The sequence below is a fragment of the Pseudomonas sp. BF-RE-22 genome, from assembly GCF_019956155.1.
Taxonomy (GTDB): Bacteria; Pseudomonadota; Gammaproteobacteria; order Pseudomonadales; family Pseudomonadaceae; genus Aquipseudomonas; species Aquipseudomonas migulae.
This window is the reverse complement of sequence record NZ_JAHBDD010000018.1, coordinates 34,210-51,543: the sequence shown is the minus strand read 5'-3', so window position 1 is coordinate 51,543 and position 17,334 is coordinate 34,210. Positions and strand designations below refer to the sequence as shown.

Here is a 17,334-nt window from a genome sequence, read left to right as displayed (position 1 = left end):
CATCGTAATTTCCTCGCGCTTTGCGCATCTCATCTGCCAGTGACTTCTGATTTTTCGTCTGCCTGATCTGAGCGGGATTTATGGCTGTTAGGGTTCAAGAATTCCCTGATAGGCAGTCCTCCAGACATGACTCAGTGTTTCAAAGTACACCCCTGCGATGAACAACGCCTGAACCACAACAGCACGCCCGTTGCTGACTGTGAATGCAAAGAAGAACTGCTTTACGGCGTCAAGACCATGGTGACCGACGTCCCCATCCTCACGTGCGCATGCCTTTGGCGTATCTACCAACGCGAAGCCGAAGAAATCGTTGCCCCCGGGGGGGTTCTGATCGCTGATCCCGTGGAACGCAATCGTGTGATAAATGCCGCTTATGCTCGGCTGTGGCTGCATGACTCGAGATTCCAGTGGGCCGGGCTCGCGGCGTTTGCTTCCAAGCAGGTTGGCTGCGGACTGCTGCATGCGGCGGACAGTATTGAACTCATTCGCGAAGAGCGTGAGACGCGAGGGCGAATGCGCGACAGCCGCCGAGAGCATGGTTTGTTGACCCCGGACAAGATGTCCGGGCAGGCGGATGAACTGCGCGACTACAAGGAAGCCGATGCGCGTAATCCGGTGCCTCCGGTGGATTTTCGTTCAGCGGGGGAGGACTTTTCGCTGGTGCAACAACAGTTCCGACATGTTCACGACATGATGGCGCTTGGAAACACCACGCTGTTTCTGGATATTTTCCCGTTGCATGAGTTTTATGCAAAGCGTGGGTTGAAGGAATTGAAGAAGTGCCTGAAAGCGCGAGAGGGAATCTATGGGCATCCGAAGTTTCCGGTGCTTTGGCCGGTAGGTCAGGAAACGCTCGTTTTCGGTCAATTTCAGCAGGAAATTCTTTTTGCTTTCGAGTCGATTGAAGCAGGGGATATTGCCAGGAGCGTTGTGTATCTAGCGAGGCATGAGCAGCGCAACATTCTGCAGCCCGCCATTTACGAGGACCCGCAAATGGTGGCTCTACTACGTGCAAACCACGCTGCCTACGTGACCGGTTTTCCCTCTGGCGTGGCCCAGGCTATCGAGTTGACCCTCACGAGCCAATGCCAACCTGTTGAGGACGGACGCACCATTGGTTTCAGTAGCAATCCACTGGCTGACTTGTCGGACATCGATCAACGCATGCCGTTTGTACTCCGGGCTGCGGCAAGTTTTGATGGCATGCTCAACGACGGTAACCGAGGTGCATTAGAGCAGTCGATTCGAGAAATCGCCTCGGGTGGCGAGGCATGAACCTGCGCCACTGGCACCGAGGCGCAGGCTGGCTGCTTATGGCTGTGCTGATGCTGGCTGCCATCCATCAACTGAAGCAGCCTCTGTGGGGAGAACCGGAAATTGCCCTGGAGATAGGCGGAACGTATGAAGAAATGCGTAACCGTTCTTCAGCCTCTTTTAGCCCGTTGCTCCCTGGGCACCTATGGCTCGGCATCCCTTCGGTGGATGCACGATTGCGATTAATTGACCCGCAGTACGGGTTCGTCACGCCTCTGGCTCGCTTTTTCACTGTCGGATTTGACGACAATGTCATTGAAGACATCCGCATGTCCCCCCAAATAGAACCGTTGCTGCTCGATGACGCCCTCAAGGTCGTTCTCGACTTACAGGAGCAATGGCGAGGAAAAGGCTGGATGGCGATGGGCCTGCGAAACAACCCCACCATCGCCGATACACCCGAATGGCGGGCCAGGCTTGGGGACAGCGAACGATCCGGGCGATCCTTCTGGCAGGCAGGAGACAAGTATCAAGTAATGCTGGTTCTGGGACAGTTCAGTGACTCCAGAAATCCGACCGAAGAACGCTATCTCATCACCCTTTCCATTGCCAGACCGTGGGTACCCTTCGATGAAATTGAAGAAAGATGGGAGCAGGAGAATCCGCTGCACCCTGGCCATCCCAAGCAACCGTCGATCACCGAGTCGACCGCTGGCAGTGGAGAACCTTGAGTTGCGCGATGGTAACCGTCCCACTCTGGAGCAGTCGATTCGAGAAATCGCCTCGGGTGGCGAGGGATGAACCTGCGCAACTGGCACCGAGGCGCTGGCTGGCTGCTTTTGGCTGTGCTGATGCTGGCTGCCATCCATCAACTGAAGCAGCCTCTGTGGGGAGAACCGGAAATTGCCCTGGAGATAGGCGGAACATATGAAGAGATGCGTAACCGTTCTTCAGCCTCTTTTAGCCCGTTGCTCCCTGGGCACCTATGGCTCGGGATTCCAATGGTGGATGCACGATTACGATTGATTGATCCGCAATACGGGTTCATCACGCCTTCGGCTCGCTTTTTCACTGTCGGATTTGACGACAATGTCATTGAAGACATCCGCATGTCCCCCCAAATAGAACCGTTGCTGCTCGATGACGCCCTCAAGGTCGTTCTCGATTTACAGGACCAGTGGAGAGAAAAAGGCTGGGTGGCAATGGGCGTGCGAAACGACCCCACCATCGCCGATACACCCGAATGGCGGGCCTGGCTTCGGAAAGGGATCCGGCACGGACGATCCTTTTGGCAGGCGGGCGACAAGTATCAGGTAATGCTGCTGTTGGGCCGCTTCAAGGATTCCAGAAACCCGACCGAAGAACGCTATCTCATCACCCTTTCCGTTGCCAGACCGTGGGTACCCTTCGATGAAAATGAAGCAGGGTGGGAGGAGAATCCGCTGCACCCTGGCTATCCCAAGCAACCGTCGATCCCCGAGTAGACCGCTGGCAGTGCAGAGCCATGAGCTGATCGCTCCCACTTTATGCGTGGGAACGATCAGCGCGGTCGATCAAGGAGGATCGAGGTTTTCCAACACCCGGTTCACCGCCAGCTCTCCCAGCATGATTGACTGCTGAATGCCCAGCAGCGTGTTGCAATGCGATCCTTCCAGGTACCTCACGAAATCGCTCGCCATGACATTCGCTGATGCCAGGGATTCGCAGGCGTATGCCAGCAAGGCAACATTGTCGATGTCGGGGGAGACGAAGAAGAATGGGCTTGGTTGACGTCGAGTGTCTGGATCGGTGTCCAGCGGATTTTCTGTTGCATTGGTCATGTGTTGCCCTCCAAGAAAAACGGAGCCATCACCTAATCGCTACTAATCAAAAGGGTGGCAGCGGCGCGCAGGTTAGTAGACCGGGGAGGAGCGAAACCGGCGCGCCCGAAGACGCCCTGCGCACTGCTGCCATCAAGCGCAGGTATCGGATACCTGACTTAATGAAACGCAAGTGCGCATCGTGTGGACACGGGCTACTAAACCCGATCACTGGAAATCAGTGACGCGAACCAAGTTACCGATGGCCCCCAAAGCGCACAAGCCGGCGGATTCTGGCGTAGTTGTAGGCGCTGCCGCAAGGTGTTGTAGCCTCCCGGAAGACGTCTTAGGAAACGTCCCACAACTGCTACAGAAAGAATACAAAACCTGTAGGAGCCGGCTTGCTGGCGATAGCGGTGGATCAGTCAACATCAATGCCAACTGACAATCCGCGATCGCCAGCAAGCCGGCTCCTACAGGGTTGTGTCGTTCATGACTTGAGGGGTTCGACCTTGCGCGTCAGCAGGTCCACAAACGCCTTGGCCATCGGCGATTTCTGATCCTTGCGCTGTACCAGCCACACCGCCGAAACCGCCTCAGGATCGAGCAGCGGCCGATAGACCACGCCATCAATCCGCATCCGCTGATAAGACGCCGGCAGCACCGACACGCCGAGCCCCGCCGCCACCAACCCGATAATGGTCATCGCCTCGCCCGCCTCTTGCGCGAAGTGCGGGCTGAAACCGGCATCCCGCGCCAGGCTGAGCAATTGTGCATACAGACCACTGCCGTAACTGCGAGGGAAAAATACGAACGGTTCGAGGGCCAGAGCTGACAGGAATATTCCCTCTTCACTGTCCTGCACCAGCGGATGCTTTGAACTGAGCACGGCCACCAGCGGCTCGCGCATCAACTCCACCACGCTGAGCGAATCCGGCAAACCCAACGGCCGCATGATCCCGACCTCGATCGACTCGTCCACCAGCGCTTCGGCCACCTGAGTGCTGCTCATTTCCCGCAGGTTCAGGTGCACCGCCGGGAACCGCTGGCGGAATGAAAAAATCGCCTGGGGAATGGTCGAGTTGAATGGCGCCGATGAAGTGAATCCGATCTTCAATTCCCCCAGCTCACCGAGCTGCGCCCGCCGCGCCACATCCGCCGCTTTGTCGACCTGCGCCAGCACCAATCGAGCTTCTTCCAGAAACAATCGCCCGGCCTCACTGAGCTCGACCCGACGATTGGTACGCTCGAACAATCGCGCACCGACTTCCTGCTCCAGCGCCTGAATCTGCTGGCTCAGCGGCGGTTGCGAGATGCCCAGCACCTGGGCGGCGCGGCCGAAGTGCAGTTCTTCGGCGACGGCAATGAAGTAGCGCAGGTGACGCAATTCCATGAAAACTCCATTAGGTCGTAAAACCTCTCAAACAGGTCGAACAATATATTGGATTGAATCATTAGGCAGCTATATGCTTTTTTCATTGCCTGACCGGCTGCGCTCCCCCGAGGTCTGAAGTGAAAACTGCTGTCGCCCCACTCGCCCATGAAGTTCCGCCCGCCGCGCTGGACGATGCCGTCTCTGAACTGAAGGAGATCTACATCGAAAAGGGCACGCCGATGTTCATGCGCACGGTACTGGCGCTGTTCTCCGGCGGCTTTGCGACCTTCGCGCTGCTGTATTGCGTGCAACCGATGATGCCGCTGCTGTCCCACGAATATTCGATCAACGCGGCGCAGAGCAGCCTGATTCTGTCGGTGGCCACGGCCATGCTCGCCATCGGCCTGCTGATCACCGGGCCGATCTCCGACCGGGTCGGGCGCAAACCGGTGATGGTGGCGGCGCTGTTTGCCGCGGCGCTGTGCACCATCGCCAGTTCCATGATGCCGAGCTGGCACGGCGTGCTCGTGATGCGCGCGTTGATCGGGTTGTCGTTGAGCGGCCTGGCAGCGGTCGCGATGACCTACCTGAGCGAAGAGATCCACCCGCAACACATCGGCCTGGCGATGGGCTTGTACATCGGTGGCAACGCGATTGGCGGGATGTGCGGGCGCTTGATTACCGGGGTGTTGATCGACTTCGTCAGCTGGCACACGGCGATGCTGGTGATCGGCGGCCTGGCGCTGATCGCGGCGGCGGTGTTCTGGAAAATTCTTCCCGAATCGCGCAACTTCCGCGCCCGTTCGCTGCACCCGCGCAGCCTGCTCGACGGTTTCACCATGCATTTTCGCGACGCCGGTTTGCCGCTGTTGTTCCTAGAAGCGTTTGTGCTGATGGGCGCGTTCGTCACGCTCTTCAACTACATCGGCTATCGCCTGCTGGCCGAGCCGTACCACATGGACCAGGCCTTTGTCGGGCTGCTGTCGGTGGTGTACCTGTCGGGCATCTACAGCTCGGCGAAAATCGGTTCGCTGGCCGACAAACTCGGACGCCGCAAAATGCTCTGGTCGACCATCGTGCTGATGCTCGCCGGTCTCGCCCTGACCATGCTCACGCCGCTGCCCGTGGTGATCATCGGCATGCTGATTTTCACCTTCGGTTTCTTCGGCGCGCACTCGGTGGCCAGCAGCTGGATCGGCCGCCGCGCCACGAAGGCCAAGGGTCAGGCATCGTCGTTGTACTTGTTCAGTTACTACGCCGGGTCGAGCATCGCCGGTACGGCAGGCGGTGTGTTCTGGCACCTCGGCGGGTGGAACGGGATTGGCGTGTTCATCGGTGCGCTGCTGGTGGTGGCGTTGCTGGTTGCGTTGAAACTGGCCCGCCTGCCGCTGCTGCCGGGGAATGGTTCGACTACCTGAGCACCACCCGCGCCTCAAGCACCGCGTCACGCTTTTCCAGGGTCAGCGATTGCAGGGCGACGCCGTCACGTTCGGTGCGGTCCAGCCATTGCAACAACGCCTGCGCGTCGCCGCTGAGGGTCAGGCGCAACACATCGTTGTCGGTGTCCATCTGATGGATCTCAAGCCCCGCTGCTGTGGCGCTTTCGCTGACACGCAGCGACAACGACTGATGGCTGACGACGGGCGGGGTGCTTCGCGGTTGTGCCCGTTGCAGTTGCGCAGACACGGCCAGTTGCTGTTGGTGCTGGCGTTCCATGGTTTCCAGGCGTTGGCGTGTCGGTTGCCAGATCAGGCTGAACGCCACGACAGCCAATAAAAATGCGCCCATGGCCAGCAACAGTCGTTGCTCGCGAAGGGACAGCCGTTGCCAGGCCGCTTTCATGTTCGGTCCTCCACTGTCAGGGTCGCCTGTACGCGGTCGCGCTCTTTGCTCGCACTGTCGAGCCGCAGTGGCACGCCTTGTTGTCGCCCGCGTTCGCGCAGTTGTTCCAGCTCGGCAAAGCTGTTGGCACTCAGCTGGATTTTCCAGCCATCGCCGGCACGAAACTCAATACGCCGGACCTCGACATTGCTTGCGCCAATCACCTGCTCGACCAGCGTCACCAGCTCGGCGACGCGTGTGCGCTGCGGCTCGGCGGTCTGTTGTTGAAGCGCGTTGAGCTGCGTTGCCAGATCGACGATGCGGCTCTGCTCGGGGTAAAGCGTCTTGAACCGTTGCTCGTTCTGGCTGTAGAGCCTGCGTGTTTCACTCTCCAGAAAATGGATTCGCGAAGCGCTGGCGCCCCAGGTCAGCAACAGCAACGTCAGCATCGTCAAACCGCCGAGGCGCCAGGGCAGGCGTTTGTTGCGCAGGGCGAATTCGCCCTGCAGCAGATTGATGGCCTGCGCTGGACGCTGGGCCAGGTATTGATCGACATCGGTGGCGCCCTGACGCTCGTCGACCCATTGAATCCCTGCGGGCAAGGCCGGCCCCAGCAACGTCAACCCGTCGTCCGTCAACGTCAGGCGGGCCGGCAGCCCTCCGCCGACCAGCCATCGACCGAACCACCAAACACCGAGTGCCTGATCCAGGGGCAAGACATCGGCATCGACGAACACCGAACGCACCTCGACGCCCTCTTCGGCCAGTAACGCGAGCATCGCGGCAAACCGCTGGCGGTCGATCACCATGACCGGATAACGCCCTTCCTGATCGCGAGCGCCGATGCTCAGGTGCAGCTTTTCCAACGCCTCGCTCAATTGATCCTCCACGGCAAACGCGACGGCTTGCGTGCCGGGTTGGCGTTTGGAAGGCCACGGATCGCTGCGCACCCAACTGCACAATTCCATGGGCAGCAGCACATCGACCGCCTGCCCGCTCAGCACCTGTGCCGCTTGATTCAAGGGCATGGACTGGCGTTGCGCAGTCGAGGACCAGACGCAGCAAGGCCAGTCTGCCGACGGTTCGCCCAGGCCCTCGGCGGTCAGGTAAAGCCAGGTATTCATCGCGGCATCTCGTGGGCAGTCGAAGGAAGAAGGCGTCGTTGCAGGACGTTGAGTTGGTGGGTGTCGGCGTCGCGTTCGACCTCCGTGGCCAGCCGCAAACGGCGCTGCCCCTGAGTGACCTGCACCGTGATGCGGAACCAGCGGCTGCCGGTGCCAAGTCCATGACTGCTCAGGCCTGCACCGGAGAGCAGCGGGTCTTGCGTAAAGGCCTGTACGCTGGCCCATCCCGTCGTCGAAGCCTGACGAACCAGCGCCGCAGCCGTGGTCGCGTCCACGTCATCGAGCGTCCTCAGCACCAACGCCGGGGCCGTGTTGACGTTCAGCGTTGCGTGGCCGGGCAACATCGCCACCCAAGGCTCAAGTTGACGCAGCACATGAGCGTCAACCCCCGGCAGCAGGCGCAGTTGGCTCAGTTCTCGGAACGCTCCCACCTGAGCAAGTTGCAGCGGTGGAAGATCCAGCACGTCGAGCAAGCGCGCCCAGCGGTTGAGGGTGACTTGATCGATCTGCCCCTGAGTCAACAATGCGTTGAGATTGAAGCGCCCGGCGAGGTCTTCGATATCAACGCGGATCTGCGCGTCTTCGACGTCGAAGTCGGGAGTCATGCGCGCCCAGTCCTGGGTCAGGTCGACGGTTTTTTGCGAGCCCTGCGCCGCGTCCCGCAAGCGCAAAAGCGCCCAGCTTTCCCCCGCAACGGCGAGTTGGCGCATTTGAATGTGCTGCAGGGCCTGGCCGCTGCTGTGCAGCGACAGGCGATGGCTGCGCAGCAAGCCGCTGGTGATCAACAACGCCAGACTCATGACCAGCAACACGCTGATCAACGCGATGCCGCGTTGATGCCTCCTCATGGCAACGCGCCGGGCAACAGCAATACCCGACGAATCGCCTCGAAACGACCCGTAGAGAATTGCACTTCCACCGCCATCGGCCGCTTCACGCCCCGCCCGGATGGCCAATCGCGGCTCCAACCGGACTGTGCATCAAACACCCGCCAACTCAAGTCTCGAACATCGCCCAGCAGCTTTTGCCGCTGCACGCTCGGCACCCCCTCCCCCTGACTTTCACGCCACAGCGTGCCGTTATCGAGTCGATAGGTCAGCAACTGGCGCTCGCTGCGCGGCTGGTCCAAAGGGTTGCGCCAATGGCTACGCTGCAACTGCAACACCGATTGCTGGAGCACGACAGGTTGATCGGTGGCGTGCAGCACATCCCGCTCGATCACCGCCACCGCCCGTTGCAGGCTTCGAAACTCACGCTCATGCGCCGTCGTCCCTCGTTGCACGCGCACCACGCCATCGAACAGCCCCCAACTGGCCAGGCCCAGCAACGCGAAGATCGCCATGGCGATGACCAGTTCCAGCAAGGTGAAACCGCTCTGCTTATTCATCACGATGAGGTATCCAGCCACTGGCGCGGTGTACGGTTTGCTCACGCCCGGAAAGGCTGACGTCAACATCGACCTTGAGCAGGCGCGGGTCGGACGAAACGCTGATGCGCTGGCGCAGCAACCAGTCGCGGCGATCCATCGACACGATCCGTTGTTGCTGGTCGAGGGGCAATCCGGTTTGCAGGCGCAGTTCATTCAGATGGTTGTCTGCCAGCCACGCGGCGAAGAGCCGTTCCTCGACCGCGCCGGTTTGCCTGAGCACATATTGGCTCGCCGACAGCACGGCAGCCGCCAGCGTCGAAAAGATCGCCAGGGCCACCATGATTTCCAGCAAGGTGAAGCCACGCATGCGTGAAGCAAACGGCCGGCTAGCCATCGATCACCACCTGGCCAAGGCCATCGCTGGACAGGCTGAGCCACGTCTTTTTGTCGTTGCCAAACGTCAGCGTAAAGACGCTGGTTTCATCGTTGCTGAACATCAGCAACTGAGGAGGTCCATCGTCGGCGCCAAGGGTTACCGGATGACCGTCCTGCTCAAGCCGTAGCCGCACGTTTTCGGGCCATCGATAAAAAGCCGCCATCGGTTCCCAGCCCTGAACATCGAGCCTCATCACCCGATAACCCTCGACACTCAGCCGCAGGCCGAACTCCTGGCCATCGAGCACTGCGCGTTCACGCAACTGTTGAATCACGCCCACGATCCCGTGCGCTTCCTGCCGGGCCTGACGCGCCGGATTCGACCCGATGGCGAAGCTCACCATGCCCAACAGCACACCGATCAAAACAATCACGATCATCAGTTCGAGCAAGGTGAATCCCCGACAACGCTGGCGCATGATTCAGTCGCCCCAGTTGCCGATATCGGCCGCATGCCCTTCGCCACCCTTCACGCCATCGGAACCGAGGGAATACAAGTCATAGCCGCCGTCCACTGAATGCACACCGGGATTGAGGTACTGATAGGGCGTGTTCCACGGATCGACCGGCAGGCTTTTCAGATAACCCTGAGGGTTCCAGTTCCTCGCCGCCGGCAGGCCGGAAGGTGGTTTGCTCAGGGCTTCCAGCCCCTGCTGTGTCGAGGGGTAGTTGAAGTTGTCGAGGCGATACATTTCGAGGGCCGTGGCGATGGCCTGGAGATCAATTTTGCTGGCGGTGACTTTGGCCTGGTCGGGACGGCTCATGAACTGCGGCACCACGATGGCCCCCAGCACGCCGATGATGACCACCACCACCATGATTTCGATCAGGGTAAAACCGCGTTGAGCGCGAGGACTGTTTCTCTGTGCTGCATTCATGGGTCAATTCACCAATTGGTTGAGGCTGAGAATCGGTAGGAGGATGGCCATGACGATCAGCAGCACCACGCCGCCCATCAACACCAGCATGGCCGGTTCAAAAAGGCTCACGACCAGTGCGATACGCGCCGCCAGGCTGCTTTCCTGCTGCTCGGCGGCCCGCACCAGCATGCGATCGAGTTCACCGGCACGTTCGCCGCTGGCGATCATGTGCAGCATCATCGGCGGGATGTCGCCGCTCAGTTCCAGGCCGCGAGTCAGCGTTCCACCTTCACGGACCGAGCGCGCGACATCGGCCATGCGGCTGCGGATGGTCAGGTTGCCGATGACGGCCGCCGCGATCTCCAGCGCGTCCACCAATGGCACTGCACTTTTGCCGAGGATTGCCAGCGTGCTGGCGAACCGCGCGGCTTCCATCGCCCGCAGCACCTCGCCCATGACCGGCAGTTTCAACGCGAGACGATGCCAGCGCAGGCGCCAGGCCGGCTGGCGCAGGCTCCAGCGCCAGAGGCCGAGCAGCGTCGCCAGCACGCCCATCAACAGCAGAAAGTGATTGCGCAGCCCATTGCTGAGGGCGATCAGCGCCTGTGTCAGCCAGGGCAACGGCTGGCCACTATCGACGAAGATCTTCACCACGTCGGGCACCACGTAGCCGAGCAGAAAACCAACAATCGCGACACTGGCCAACATCAGGATCAGCGGGTACACCAGGGCCATCTGAATTTTCTGCCGCGACGCCTGCCGGGCCTGGGTGTAAGCGGCCAGTTGTTCCAGCACCTGCCCCAAGTGACCGGAACGTTCGCCAGCCGCAACGGTGGCGCGGAACAATTCGGGGAACGCCTTGGGAAATTGAGCCAGCGCCGTCGACAGGGCATGACCTTCCATCACCCGACTCCTGACCGCCGACAACAGACCGGCAACCTTGCGCTTCGCACTTTGCTTCGTCACCGCTTCAAGGGCTTCCTCCAGAGGCAGCCCTGCCTGAACGAGGGTGGACAGCTGCAAGGTCAACAGCGCCAGATCCGCCGCGCTCAGACGTCCGCTGCGAGGCTGCGCCCCCGTGTCGCCACCTGCCCTGACCTCGCTCAACTCACGCGGCCACAAGCCGCGTTCACGCATCAGTTGCCGGGCATGTCGCGGGCCGTCGGCCTCCAGTCGGCCTTTGCAGCGTCGGCCCTGGGCGTCGTCAGCGCGGTAATCGAACGTCGGCACTCGCTAGTCCTCCTGCGTCACGCGCAGTAATTCGTCGAGGCTGGTCACGCCCTCCAGCACCCGCTGGCGACCGTCCTGAAACAGGCTGCGGGAGACCTTGCGCGTCTCTTCTATCAACGCCTGTTCGCTCGCACCTTGGTGAATCAGAACCGAGACGGCGGGCGTCACGCTGATCAGCTCGTAGATCCCGATCCGCCCGCGATAACCGTGCTGGCACTGGTCGCATCCAACAGCCCTGAACAGTTGCGGTGGCGCTGCCGAATCGAGCCCTAAGCGTTCGCACGTGGCGCCATCGGCGCTGTATGCCGCTTTGCAATGGGGACACAACGTGCGCAGTAAACGCTGGGCCAGAATGCCCACCAGCGACGACGCGAGCAGGTAGGCATCGACGCCCATGTCCACCAGCCGCGTCACTGCACCGACGGCACTGTTGGTGTGCAACGTCGAGAGCACCAGGTGCCCGGTCAGTGATGCCTGGACGGCGATTTCCGCCGTCTCGCGATCACGGATTTCGCCGACCATCACCACGTCCGGATCCTGTCGCAAGATCGCCCGCAAGCCGCGGGCAAACGTCATGTCCACTTTCGGATTGACCGGCATCTGCCCCACCCCCGGCAGGTGATATTCGATGGGGTCTTCGACCGTGAGGATGTTGCGTGTCTGATCGTTCAGGCTGCTCAGCGCGGCATACAAACTGGTGGTCTTGCCGGAACCGGTGGGCCCGGTCACCAGGAGAATGCCGTGAGGTTTTGCGAGCAACTGGCGCAACGCGGCGAGGGTATCGGCAGGCATGCCGAGTCGCGGCAATTCCAGGCGCCCGGCCTGCTTGTCGAGCAGGCGCAGCACCACCCGTTCGCCGTGGGCCGAAGGCAGCGTGGAGACCCGCACATCAACTTCGTGCCCGGCCAGTCGCAGGGCCATTCGACCATCCTGCGGGACCCGTTTTTCAGCAATGTCCAGGCGTGCCATGACCTTGATCCGCGACACCAGCAAGGTGGCCAGTTCGCGTCGGGGCCTGAGCATTTCGCGCAATTGCCCGTCGACGCGCATGCGCACCGACAGGTACTGCTCAAAGGTTTCCAGGTGCACGTCCGACGCGTGTTCGCGCACCGCTTCGCTGAGCAGTGCGTTGATCAACCGAATGATCGGCGCGTCGCCCTGCTGCTCCAGCAGGTCAGCGGTTTGCGGGACTTGATCGACCAGGCTGAGCAGGTCCAGCTCTTCGTCCAGCCCTTGGGCAACTTGCTCGGCCGCGCTCTGACCTTCGCGATAAGCGACGGCCAGACGTGCGGCGAACACATCAGGCTCAAGCACCCGCATCGGCAGATCCCGAGCGCTTGCCCGACGGGCTTCCGACAAGGCCGTGAGCGGCGCATTGGCGCGCAGTACAAGGCTTGAGCCCGGCCCGTCGTGCTCCAGCAGTACGCCGAAACGCCGGGCGAAACCGAAGGGCAATGGCTGGAGGGATTCACGCAATTCGCTCATGGCGATTCCACCGCTGATTTACGCAAATCGAACACGGGGGCGTCGGGCGCGGGGTCGAACAATTGACGCGCCTCGGCCGGCAGCAGCAAGGAGTTGTTCCCTCGCGCGCCGGGCTTGCTCAATTCACGCAGCGCGTTGTAACGCTGCTGGCTGACGTCTGACAGGTCTTCCTTGCTGCGCACGATAGTCGGCCGCAAAAACACCATCAGGTTGCTTTTGGTCTGGGTGTCGCGGGTCCAGCGAAACAGCGCACCGAGGTAGGGAATGTCGCGCAGCAACGGCACCCCGCTCTGTTGGGTGCGGACGCTGTCCCTGATCAGCCCGCCGATGACGATGATTTCGCCATCGTCCGCCAGGATCGTGCTCTTGAGCGCACGTTTGTTGGTGATCAGGTCCGAAGAATCGATGCCCGATACCGAAGGCGCGATGTCCGACACTTCCTGCGCGACCTCCAGGCGCAACGTCGAACCTTCGTTGATGTACGGCTTGATCTTCAGGCTGATGCCCACGTCCTTGCGCTCGACGGTGGTAAACGGATTTTCCGCGCCGTTGCTGTTGGTGGCGTAGGAGCCGGTCTTGAACGGGACGTTTTGGCCGACGATGATTTCTGCCTCCTGATTGTCCAGGGTCAGCAGGCTCGGCGTGGACAGCAGGTTGCTGCGGGTGTTGCTGGCCAGCGCCGAAACCAACGCGCCGAAGCGGTCACTACCCAGTCGCAGGACGGCCCCTTCCGGCGCAGATTTTTTCTCGTCAAAGTTCAGCCCGCCGATGATCGGAATGTCGGTGCCGGGGAAGTTGATGAAGCCTTTTGCATCGCTGCCGCTGACGCTCCACTGAACACCCACGGCCTCGGCGATGTCCCCGGAAATCTCGACGATGGCGGCATGGATCAGCACCTGCGCCCGAGGCTGATCCAACTGACGCACGATGTCCTCGATGGTGCGGATTTGTGCCGGTTCGGCAATCAGCACCAGCGCATTCTGGCTTTCGTCGGCCTTGATCATGAACGTCGGGCCGGGTGAGTTATCCCGGGCGCCACCGACGGCCGTTGCCGGCTTTCGGCCCTGCCCCATCGTTTCGAGGACTTCGGCCAATTGCCTGGCATCGCTGTGACGCAGGCGAATCACCCGCGCGTTGTCGAGGGTGGCGGTCGCGGGGGTATCGAGACGGCGTGCGAGGTCGATCAGGCGCTGGCGAACCGACGGTGGGCCAATGAGGATCAACCGATTGGTTCTGGCGTCGGCCAGTACCTGGATCGCCGTATCAGCGCTGCGTTTGCCCAGCGAGGACTCCATGACAGTCGCCACATCAGCAGCCTGTGCGTGCTGCATTTGCACCACGGCATGCTGGTTGTTCTGCCCGGAATCCAGTTGCCGGACCACCTGCGCGATACGGTTCACATTGGCCGCAGTATCGGTGACCACCAGCGCATTGGCTGACACCGAAGGACCGACATAGCCGTTGGCCGACACCAGCGGCCGAACCAGGCCGGCGATGTCGGAAGCGCTGCTGGTGTTCAGTTCGACGACCTGGGTGATGAATTGCGAAGCCGTGGCGTTTTTTGCAATGCCTTGGCCGGCGCGGGTTTTCGCTTCGGTGACCGGCGTAATCAGGATCCGGTCACCCTCGTCGATGACCGTGAAGTTGTGGGCATCCAGCACCGAATAAAACAATCGGCGAACACCTTCGCGGTCGAGGGCCTGACGGGACATGACGGTGATGCGCCCGGAGACTCTGGGATCAAGCACCACCGTGGTCCCGAGAATGGTGGAGATTTCCTCGACGATGTCGCGCAGCTCGGCATTGTTCATCGCCAGTTGCCATTTTTCTTCCTCGGCCCGTACCGCGCCGTGAAAGAGTGACAGCGCCAACGCGGCGAAAAAAAGCAGGGTGCGCAACGCCTTCGCGCTGATGGAAAAGTTCATGGGTTGATCACTCTGACGGCCCGGAGAGCGGGCGTAGAAAATGCGCAGGAGTCGCGGGGGCCGGAGCCTCGGTTTGCGCGTCTAATCGACGCAAGAGCTGCGTGGCAGACGTCTGCAGCGTCAGCACTTCTTCTCGCCCCTTGTTCCACAACACCGCCCGGTTCGCCTCGACGCGACGCAGGACGCTGCCGCCCGGCAACGGATCGCCCACCTGATAAATCCGCGAGCCTTGAGCGTCTGCCAGCAGCGCTCTGGACAACCCTGTGGCCAGGACAAAACTGGCCTGCAGGGTCAGCGGCTCGGCGCTGGCCAACAACGTGGCTCCCGCCGTCAGGCCAAGCACCGTCGCCACTGCAGTGGTATCCAGAGGTGCACGGGACGGTGGCGTCGCTATCGTTGCAACGACAGGCATCGGTGCGACACGGCTTTGACGAAATCCCCACTCTTGCCACACCAGAAAGGCTCCGTACGCGACGGTCACCAGCAGCAGGCAGAGGGTGCAGAGTCGCCCGTTCACTCGGCGCGGTCACTGCGAACACTGCTGCACAAGGACATTCGCCGCAGTACGCGGTGACCGCACAGTTCATGGAAAATCACCGCACCGACATGCATCGCGATCAGCAGTGAAAGTACCAGGCACGACCAAACATGAATCGTGGCGAACAGCGCGATAAGCGCTGGATCACTCAGCAGCTGCGCAATATCGACCCACCCGAATACATCAATCGGGCGGTCCATCATCAACACACCGGTCACCAGCACAACAGTCACCGTCAGATAGATCAGCGTGTGGGCAAACAGCGCGAGTTTTTCCATGGGCGACAAGGTGTTCACGCTCGCCTGCCGGGCGTGAACGACAAAAATAAACAGCCGCCAGACAAAGAACGGGATGAACACCGTCGTCAGCGACACATTGATAAAGGCAACCCACTCACCGACGCGGGCTGGCACGTCCGCACAGGCCACATAGAACCCCGACGCCAGCGTCCAGATGATCACCGCCGCCGATATCCAGTGCAGCCATACACGTTGGGTGGAGTAACCCAAAACCGTCATTTTCAACTCGACTTTTCAACAGGAAGATAAGCCTTCAGGCAATCCTGTTCCGGATCGCCTGAAGTGTTACGAGAGACTTAGATTTTGTCCCACGCCATGTGCCAGTGCGCCCCTACACCGGGCTCAAAGCCGTTGGCCGTCGGGGCGTATTGCTTGCAGTAACCGGACGCGGGGAATGGCTTGCATTCGAAGATTTCATTGGTCTTCGGTTGCAGCACTTTGGTGCCGGCGGTGTACTCGCTGATGCCTTCGGGGAACACGAAGTCGTGCTCGATGCCCGCGCCTTCACCGGTCATGTGGGTGGGCTGGGTGTCCTGGCGAGTGGTGCGGCCATCCAGCGTGGTGCCGACCAGCGTCAGGGTGTGTTTGCCGGGATTGCTGCGAACATCCATGGTCAGCCAGGTCGGACCGCTGTCTACCTGCTTCGCGACGGAACCGACCGGCTTGTTGTTCTCGTCGAACAAGGTCGCTTCGACGTTCATCGCACGGTTCGAGATCATGCTGAACTGGACGTTGGCCAGGCCTTTTTCCAGAACGTATTCGGCTTGCTGGGAGGCCACCGACATGCGCGCGGCGGCGTCTTCCTTCATGTCCAGCTGAACTTCGAATCGGGTTACGCCGCTTTCTTTCTGGGCGTAGAGGGTGTTGTTACCCCGGACTGGTTCGATGCTGCCGTTCTCATTACGAACACCGGCACGGATAAGCGAGTGGGTGCTGTTGATTTTTTCTGCGAGTTTGAACGCCCAGTTATTCGGCGAGCCTTCCTCGGCAGTGTCGATGGAGATCTCGACGTCGTAATTCGGGCTGACACCGTTGGCAGAGAATGCACGGGCCTTGACCTTGTCGCCGATCAGCAATTGGGTCGATGGCGTGATGCCGCCAACGGAAGACCAGCCACCGGGCAACGACGGTTCGCCGAGGATGTTCACATCGACAGCGTTGTAAAACGCCGCGTCGGTATCACCGACGGTCCAGATCCCGAGGATGACGTGCTGGCCGGATTTGTCGTCAGGAATGTTGCAGTTGTGTTTGGCGCCGGACACCGGCAGCTGATGATTCCCCTCGACGACGCAGAACGGGGTGCTTTCGAACGAGGCGCGCTTGAGGGATTCGTTAACGTTCCAGCCGTTGCGAGTGATGAAGTACTCATGCTTGGTGGCCGGGTGAGCCTGGGTGTAGCTCCATTGGAAATCGATGTTGCGGTCTTTGATTTCCGTTAATTGCCAACGGGTAGCGGACTGAGCATCCATAGCGGAGAACGATGGATGACCGCCACTCGGAATCTTGCCATCGATCGGCCCTTGCAAAGGCGCACCGCCTGTACCAGCGGGAAAACCTTTGAACGTTTCGCCAACACTTTGAGGCTCGTATTGCGCGGCACCACAGTTGGTGTTCACCCCTTTCTGGCACAGCAGCGCGCGCGATGGCGGCACTTCCATATAGCCGTGGGCCGAAACAGTTTGAGACGCCAACATTGCCGATAACAGGATCATTGAAGAGGAGCATGCGCTTAGCGCTCCTCCCTTGTAGAAGGTCTTTTTCATGAGTGTGTTCCAGACTACTTATCGAAAATTAAGGCGCCATAAGGACGCCGCTGTTCG

The 17,334-nt window shown here is 60.6% G+C and carries 19 protein-coding genes; 4 read left to right on the top strand and 15 right to left on the bottom strand.

From position 1 onward, the window contains the following. The first annotated feature begins 126 nt into the window (after positions 1–126). The 3 genes from KGA82_RS11615 to KGA82_RS11605 all read left to right on the top strand — a co-directional run bounded on the left by KGA82_RS11615 (position 127) and on the right by KGA82_RS11605 (position 2,738). Positions 127–1,275, top strand: coding sequence for a DUF2515 family protein (locus KGA82_RS11615; protein ID WP_223450406.1), 1,149 nt, complete (start codon positions 127–129; stop codon positions 1,273–1,275). Then, positions 1,272–1,985, top strand: coding sequence for a hypothetical protein (locus KGA82_RS11610; protein WP_223450405.1), 714 nt, complete (start codon positions 1,272–1,274; stop codon positions 1,983–1,985). Before KGA82_RS11615 ends, KGA82_RS11610 begins: the two co-directional genes overlap by 4 nt. 66 nt (positions 1,986–2,051) lie before the next feature. Continuing rightward, positions 2,052–2,738, top strand: a complete 687-nt coding sequence (locus tag KGA82_RS11605; protein ID WP_223450404.1) for a hypothetical protein — start codon at positions 2,052–2,054, stop codon at positions 2,736–2,738. A 69-nt stretch (positions 2,739–2,807) separates the two neighbouring features. Here KGA82_RS11605 and KGA82_RS11600 read toward each other — a convergent pair whose 3' ends face one another. Both KGA82_RS11600 and KGA82_RS11595 read right to left on the bottom strand, forming a co-directional pair. After that, on the bottom strand, positions 2,808–3,074 hold the full coding sequence (locus KGA82_RS11600) for a DUF6124 family protein (protein ID WP_223450403.1): 267 nt from the start codon (positions 3,072–3,074) through the stop codon (positions 2,808–2,810). A 469-nt stretch (positions 3,075–3,543) separates the two neighbouring features. Further along, entirely contained in the window at positions 3,544–4,446 is a 903-nt protein-coding gene (locus tag KGA82_RS11595) for a LysR family transcriptional regulator (protein WP_223450402.1), read from the bottom strand. A 167-nt stretch (positions 4,447–4,613) separates the two neighbouring features. Between KGA82_RS11595 and KGA82_RS11590 the strand changes: the two genes are divergently transcribed. After that, positions 4,614–5,846, top strand: a complete 1,233-nt coding sequence (locus KGA82_RS11590) for an MFS transporter (RefSeq protein ID WP_225609813.1) — start codon at positions 4,614–4,616, stop codon at positions 5,844–5,846. Here KGA82_RS11590 and gspM read toward each other — a convergent pair. The 13 genes from gspM to gbpA all read right to left on the bottom strand — a co-directional run bounded on the left by gspM (position 5,839) and on the right by gbpA (position 17,277). Next, positions 5,839–6,270, bottom strand: coding sequence for a type II secretion system protein GspM (gene gspM, locus KGA82_RS11585; RefSeq protein WP_192226872.1), 432 nt, complete (start codon positions 6,268–6,270; stop codon positions 5,839–5,841). The two genes, KGA82_RS11590 and gspM, sit on opposite strands and share 8 nt — an antisense overlap. Further along, positions 6,267–7,373 (bottom strand): type II secretion system protein GspL, encoded by a 1,107-nt coding sequence (gene gspL, locus KGA82_RS11580; RefSeq protein ID WP_223450401.1) that lies wholly within the window; start codon positions 7,371–7,373, stop codon positions 6,267–6,269. Before gspL ends, gspM begins: the two co-directional genes overlap by 4 nt. Then, the gene (locus KGA82_RS11575; protein ID WP_223450400.1) at positions 7,370–8,221 is read right to left on the bottom strand and encodes a type II secretion system protein GspK; all 852 of its coding nucleotides are present in this window, start codon (positions 8,219–8,221) and stop codon (positions 7,370–7,372) included. The genes gspL and KGA82_RS11575 overlap by 4 nt, the downstream gene beginning before the upstream one ends. Continuing rightward, positions 8,218–8,760, bottom strand: coding sequence for a type II secretion system minor pseudopilin GspJ (gene gspJ, locus KGA82_RS11570; RefSeq protein WP_223436000.1), 543 nt, complete (start codon positions 8,758–8,760; stop codon positions 8,218–8,220). Before gspJ ends, KGA82_RS11575 begins: the two co-directional genes overlap by 4 nt. After that, on the bottom strand, positions 8,753–9,136 hold the full coding sequence (gene gspI, locus KGA82_RS11565; RefSeq protein WP_223450399.1) for a type II secretion system minor pseudopilin GspI: 384 nt from the start codon (positions 9,134–9,136) through the stop codon (positions 8,753–8,755). Before gspI ends, gspJ begins: the two co-directional genes overlap by 8 nt. Next, positions 9,129–9,596 (bottom strand): type II secretion system minor pseudopilin GspH, encoded by a 468-nt coding sequence (gspH, locus tag KGA82_RS11560; RefSeq protein ID WP_223450398.1) that lies wholly within the window; start codon positions 9,594–9,596, stop codon positions 9,129–9,131. Before gspH ends, gspI begins: the two co-directional genes overlap by 8 nt. A 3-nt stretch (positions 9,597–9,599) precedes the next feature. After that, positions 9,600–10,055 carry a type II secretion system major pseudopilin GspG gene (gene gspG / locus KGA82_RS11555; protein ID WP_223450397.1) on the bottom strand — a complete coding sequence of 152 codons (456 nt, stop codon included), beginning with the start codon at positions 10,053–10,055 and terminating at the stop codon, positions 9,600–9,602. A 3-nt stretch (positions 10,056–10,058) separates the two neighbouring features. Beyond that, complete coding sequence (gene gspF / locus KGA82_RS11550; RefSeq protein ID WP_223450396.1) at positions 10,059–11,267, bottom strand: type II secretion system inner membrane protein GspF; 1,209 nt, start codon at positions 11,265–11,267, stop codon at positions 10,059–10,061. A gap of 3 nt (positions 11,268–11,270) precedes the next feature. Next, entirely contained in the window at positions 11,271–12,752 is a 1,482-nt protein-coding gene (gene gspE, locus KGA82_RS11545) for a type II secretion system ATPase GspE (protein ID WP_223450390.1), read from the bottom strand. Next, on the bottom strand, positions 12,749–14,677 hold the full coding sequence (gene gspD / locus KGA82_RS11540) for a type II secretion system secretin GspD (protein WP_223450389.1): 1,929 nt from the start codon (positions 14,675–14,677) through the stop codon (positions 12,749–12,751). The genes gspE and gspD overlap by 4 nt, the downstream gene beginning before the upstream one ends. Before the next feature lie 7 nt (positions 14,678–14,684). Further along, the gene (locus KGA82_RS11535) at positions 14,685–15,194 is read right to left on the bottom strand and encodes a type II secretion system protein N (protein ID WP_223450387.1); all 510 of its coding nucleotides are present in this window, start codon (positions 15,192–15,194) and stop codon (positions 14,685–14,687) included. Continuing rightward, positions 15,191–15,733: a cytochrome b gene (locus KGA82_RS11530; protein WP_223450386.1), complete on the bottom strand. Its 543-nt coding sequence runs from the start codon at positions 15,731–15,733 to the stop codon at positions 15,191–15,193. The genes KGA82_RS11535 and KGA82_RS11530 overlap by 4 nt, the downstream gene beginning before the upstream one ends. Positions 15,734–15,810: 77 nt before the next feature. Then, positions 15,811–17,277, bottom strand: coding sequence for an N-acetylglucosamine-binding protein GbpA (gbpA, locus tag KGA82_RS11525; RefSeq protein ID WP_223450385.1), 1,467 nt, complete (start codon positions 17,275–17,277; stop codon positions 15,811–15,813). Positions 17,278–17,334 lie beyond the last annotated feature (57 nt).

What these genes read in the sequence shown, in the direction of transcription:
- KGA82_RS11615 (WP_223450406.1), top strand. Translation starts at nt 127, where the DNA reads ATGACTCAGTGTTTCAAAGTACACCCCTGCGATGAACAACGCCTGAAC.
- KGA82_RS11610 (WP_223450405.1), top strand. Translation starts at nt 1,272, where the DNA reads ATGAACCTGCGCCACTGGCACCGAGGCGCAGGCTGGCTGCTTATGGCT.
- KGA82_RS11605 (WP_223450404.1), top strand. Translation starts at nt 2,052, where the DNA reads ATGAACCTGCGCAACTGGCACCGAGGCGCTGGCTGGCTGCTTTTGGCT.
- KGA82_RS11600 (WP_223450403.1), bottom strand. Translation starts at nt 3,074, where the DNA reads ATGACCAATGCAACAGAAAATCCGCTGGACACCGATCCAGACACTCGA.
- KGA82_RS11595 (WP_223450402.1), bottom strand. Translation starts at nt 4,446, where the DNA reads ATGGAATTGCGTCACCTGCGCTACTTCATTGCCGTCGCCGAAGAACTG.
- gspM (WP_192226872.1), bottom strand. Translation starts at nt 6,270, where the DNA reads ATGAAAGCGGCCTGGCAACGGCTGTCCCTTCGCGAGCAACGACTGTTG.
- gspL (WP_223450401.1), bottom strand. Translation starts at nt 7,373, where the DNA reads ATGAATACCTGGCTTTACCTGACCGCCGAGGGCCTGGGCGAACCGTCG.
- KGA82_RS11575 (WP_223450400.1), bottom strand. Translation starts at nt 8,221, where the DNA reads ATGAGGAGGCATCAACGCGGCATCGCGTTGATCAGCGTGTTGCTGGTC.
- gspJ (WP_223436000.1), bottom strand. Translation starts at nt 8,760, where the DNA reads ATGAATAAGCAGAGCGGTTTCACCTTGCTGGAACTGGTCATCGCCATG.
- gspI (WP_223450399.1), bottom strand. Translation starts at nt 9,136, where the DNA reads ATGGCTAGCCGGCCGTTTGCTTCACGCATGCGTGGCTTCACCTTGCTG.
- gspH (WP_223450398.1), bottom strand. Translation starts at nt 9,596, where the DNA reads ATGCGCCAGCGTTGTCGGGGATTCACCTTGCTCGAACTGATGATCGTG.
- gspG (WP_223450397.1), bottom strand. Translation starts at nt 10,055, where the DNA reads ATGAATGCAGCACAGAGAAACAGTCCTCGCGCTCAACGCGGTTTTACC.
- gspE (WP_223450390.1), bottom strand. Translation starts at nt 12,752, where the DNA reads ATGAGCGAATTGCGTGAATCCCTCCAGCCATTGCCCTTCGGTTTCGCC.
- gspD (WP_223450389.1), bottom strand. Translation starts at nt 14,677, where the DNA reads ATGAACTTTTCCATCAGCGCGAAGGCGTTGCGCACCCTGCTTTTTTTC.
- KGA82_RS11530 (WP_223450386.1), bottom strand. Translation starts at nt 15,733, where the DNA reads ATGACGGTTTTGGGTTACTCCACCCAACGTGTATGGCTGCACTGGATA.
- gbpA (WP_223450385.1), bottom strand. Translation starts at nt 17,277, where the DNA reads ATGAAAAAGACCTTCTACAAGGGAGGAGCGCTAAGCGCATGCTCCTCT.